General features: G+C 70.9%; 2 protein-coding genes and 1 pseudogene. 1 reads left to right on the forward strand and 2 read right to left on the reverse strand.

The features are described from left to right. Window positions 1-92: 92 nt before the first annotated feature. Entirely contained in the window at window positions 93-2486 is a 2394-nt protein-coding gene (locus tag ACTHJJ_RS11930; protein WP_440303165.1) for an ABC transporter permease subunit, read from the forward strand. 30 nt (window positions 2487-2516) lie between these two features. Here ACTHJJ_RS11930 and ACTHJJ_RS11935 read toward each other — a convergent pair whose 3' ends face one another. Both ACTHJJ_RS11935 and ACTHJJ_RS11940 read right to left on the reverse strand, forming a co-directional pair. Then, window positions 2517-3383, reverse strand: coding sequence for an ABC transporter permease (locus ACTHJJ_RS11935; protein WP_440303166.1), 867 nt, complete (start codon window positions 3381-3383; stop codon window positions 2517-2519). Next, a pseudogene (locus tag ACTHJJ_RS11940) lies at window positions 3380-3725 on the reverse strand (alpha/beta fold hydrolase); the annotation flags it as partial. The gene ACTHJJ_RS11935 and the pseudogene ACTHJJ_RS11940, both read right to left, overlap by 4 nt.

Raw genomic sequence — 3725 nt, forward strand, 5'->3', positions numbered from 1 at the left:
TCACCCCGTAACCGAAGGCGTGAGACCTCGGCGACCGGCGGCCGCCGGACCCCGCACGGCCCGTCGCCGAGGACCTGATGAGAGTTGACGACATGTCGGACGACGAGAACGTGCCGCTGCTGAGCGCACGGGGAATCTCCAAGCACTTCGGTCCCGTGCAGGCCCTGACGGGCGTCGACCTCGACCTGCCGGCCGGCCAGGTCACCGCGCTGTGCGGTGACAACGGCGCGGGCAAGTCGGTACTGATCAAGTCGATCGCCGGGATCCATCAACCCGACGGAGGAGAGATCCTCTGGGAAGGCCGGCCGGTCCGCATCCACACACCTCGGGACGCCTCGACCCTGGGGATCGAGACCGTCTACCAGGACCTCGCCCTGGCCGACAACCTCGACATCGTCCAGAACATGTTCCTGGGTCGCGAGAAGGTGCGGCGCTACATGCTGGACGAGAACGACATGGAGCGTGCGGCGGCGACGACCCTGGCCGGCCTCGGCGTCACCACCGTCCGCTCCATCCGCCAGCCGGTGGCGTCGCTGTCCGGCGGCCAGCGCCAGTCCGTCGCCGTGGCCAGAGCGGTGATGTGGAACTCCCGGCTGGTCATCATGGACGAGCCGACCGCGGCGCTGGGCGTGACACAGACGGCGATGGTCCTCGACCTGATCCGACGGCTGCGGGACCACGGCCTCGCCGTGCTGGTGGTCTCGCACAACCTCAACGACGTGTTCGCCGTCGCGGACCGCATCGCCGTGCTCTACCTCGGCCGGATGGCGACCCAGCAGGACGCCGATCTCCTCGACCGCCAGAGCGTCGTCGAGTACATGACCACCGGGCGCCTCGATGGTGCTACGGGTCGCACGGCGCGCGACCGGACGGCGACCGACCGGGTCGCCACCGACCGGGCGGCCACCGAACGAACCGCCACCGAACGGACCGCGACCGACCGGGCCGCGACAGCGCCGGCCACGACGGAACGGGCCCCGGCCGATACCACGCCCACGGAGCCGACCGACGACGCGTCGGCCTTGGTTGCCGTCGGCCGAGGAACGGTGGAGCAGGAGGGGCGCTCCCCCGCATCCCCCGGCTCGGCCGGTGGGCCGGCCACCTCGGACGCGGCTCCATCCGACGCGGCTCCCCCCGGCACGGCCCCCTCCGAAGCCCCGCTCTCCGAGCCGCCTCCGACCGCGGAGCCGGACATCCTGGCGACCACGGAGGATGGCGGCGACGTGGCTGCCCTCGTCCCGCCCGAGGTGGTCGCGCAGTCCCTGCCCGAGTACCTGCGTGGGCAGATGCTGCGGATCAGGAGCGGCGAGAGCGGGATGCTCCCCGTCGTCCTGGGCCTGATCGCCATCGTCGTCGTGTTCCAGATCCTCAGCCCGGGCCACGTGTTCCTCTCCGCCGGGAACGTCGTGAACCTGTTCCTCCAGAGTGCGGTGTTCATGGTGCTGGCGATGGCGGAGATCTTCGCCTTGCTGCTCGGCGAGATCGACCTGTCGATCGGCTACGTCGGGCCGGTCGGGGCCGTGATCGCGGTGCAGCTCGTGCAGCCCGCGACGACGAACTGGCCGTGGTGGGCCGCGATCATCGCCGCGCTCGTCGTGAGCGCCGCCATCGGCCTGGTCCAGGGGACCCTCGTCACCCGCCTGCGTCTCGCGTCGTTCATCGTGACCCTCGGCGGCCTGCTCGTCTTCAACGGGGTCCTGTTGATCGTCCTGAACTTCGGACCCTTCTCGGGATACCCGAGCCTGAGCGGCGTCGGCCCGAACGTGCACGCGCTCTACAACCTCATGTGGGGCCAGGTGACGCCCCTCCAGGGCTGGATCGTGCTGATCGTGGTCGTCGGTCTCCTCGGCGCCACGCAGTCCGTCCGCGACGTCCGGCGCCGCCGCAGCGGCCTGGTCGCCCCGCCGCTCAGCGTCACGATCAGCAAGATCGCCCTCATCGCCGTGGCCGGCGCCATCGTCGTCGCCGTGTGCAACGTCAACCGCGCCGCCCTCGGCACCCTCCAGGGCGTGCCCTGGGCGATCTTCATCGTGCTGGGGGTGCTCGCCCTGTGGACGCTCCTGCTGCAGCGCACCCGCTTCGGTCGTTACGTCTACGCCATCGGTGGCAACGCGGAAGCGGCCCGGCGGGCCGGCATCCGCGTCGACCGCATCCGCACCTGGTCCTTCGTTCTCTGCTCGATGACCGCAGGCATCGCGAGCCTGCTCTACGCGTCATACCTCGGCGGGATGTCCAACAACGTCAACGGCGGACAGCTGGTCCTCTACGCCGTGGCCGCCGCGGTCATCGGCGGCACCTCCCTGTTCGGCGGCCGCGGCAAGGCCGCGGCGGGTGTCCTGGGCGGTCTCGTGATCGGCGGGATCTACAACGGCATGTACCTGCAGGGGCTGGAGGTCCAGTGGGAGTACATCGTCACCGGACTCGTGCTCGTCGCGGCTGTGGCGATCGACGCCCTCTCCCGGCGCGGCAGCAGCGTCAAGGTCTGACCCGGCAGGGCCTGACCCACGCCGGCCCGGTCAGCTGAGAATGTCGGAGCGGCGGAAGCGGCGGTAACCGAGCTGGATGAACAGGACCGTCCACACGAGGGCCCACAGCACGCCGTGCACGACGTCGTCCCAGACGGGACTCGGCGTGATGAGGTCCTGCCAGGCATTGGCGTAGTGGCCGGGGAAGGCGTTGCGCCACGGGTCCAGCGCGTCGATCTGGTCGAGGATGGACAGGACGATCGACACGAGCACCGCGCCGCCGACCGACGCCAGCGGCGCGTCCGAGCGGACGCCGATCCAGAACGCGATCGCCGCGATCGGCAGCATGGTGACGTAGATGTAGGCCACCGCGACCGCGAGCCGCACCAGGTAGGCGCCCCACCCGAGGTCCTCCCCGAGCGGGTTCGTCAGCGGCGTCCAGCCGTAGGCGAGCCCGCCGACGAGCAGCGCCCACGCGATGAGCAGCACCGTGGCGAGCGCCGTCAGGGTCAGGCCGACGGCGAGCTTGCCCGTCAGCAGCCTGGGCCGCCGGACCGGCGCGATGAGCAGGTAGCGCAGCGACGACCATGACGCCTCCGCCGGCACCGAGTCACCGCAGAAGAGCGCGGCCAGCAGGATGAGGAGCAGCTGTGAGCTGACGAAGAGGGTGAACAGGGTGAAGTTGGCCGAGCCGGTCTGGGCGAGGTCGATGAACCGGGCGGTGGTGCTCGTCCGTCGCCCGCTTGACCGGTCGCCGAAGGCGAACGCGATGACGAGGATGAGCGGCAGCGCGCCGACGAGCGCGAACGCCACCTTCGTGCGCCGGCGCCCCCACTGACGGCGCCACTCCGCGCGGAATGAGAGTGGGCGGCGTACCTCCCGGATGTCGTATGCCGCTGTGCTGGCCTCGGTGCTCATCGTGACCTCACCTGCCGGAGCCTTTCGATGAGGGAACCGCCCGAGTCTGCCTGGGGCGTCGAGCCGTTCGAGGTGGCGGCGCTGTTGATGACGCCGAGGAAGACCTCTTCCAGGTGGCGCCGGCTGCTGACCCCGACGACGGGGAGGCCGACGTCGACGGCGGTGCGCACGACGGCGTCGCGTGCGAGGTCGGCGACGACGACGAGGCGGCTGTCGGTGTCGACGCGGACGTCGGTGATCCCGGTGCGCTCGGCCAGCTCGGTGGCGAGGCGCTCCGTGTCGGCGCCGTCGGCGAGGTCCAGGACGGTCGTGTCCGAGCTGTCGACGAGGTCGGCGACCCGG

The sequence above is a fragment of the Intrasporangium sp. genome (assembly GCF_051961875.1).
Taxonomy (GTDB): Bacteria; Actinomycetota; Actinomycetes; order Actinomycetales; family Dermatophilaceae; genus Intrasporangium_A.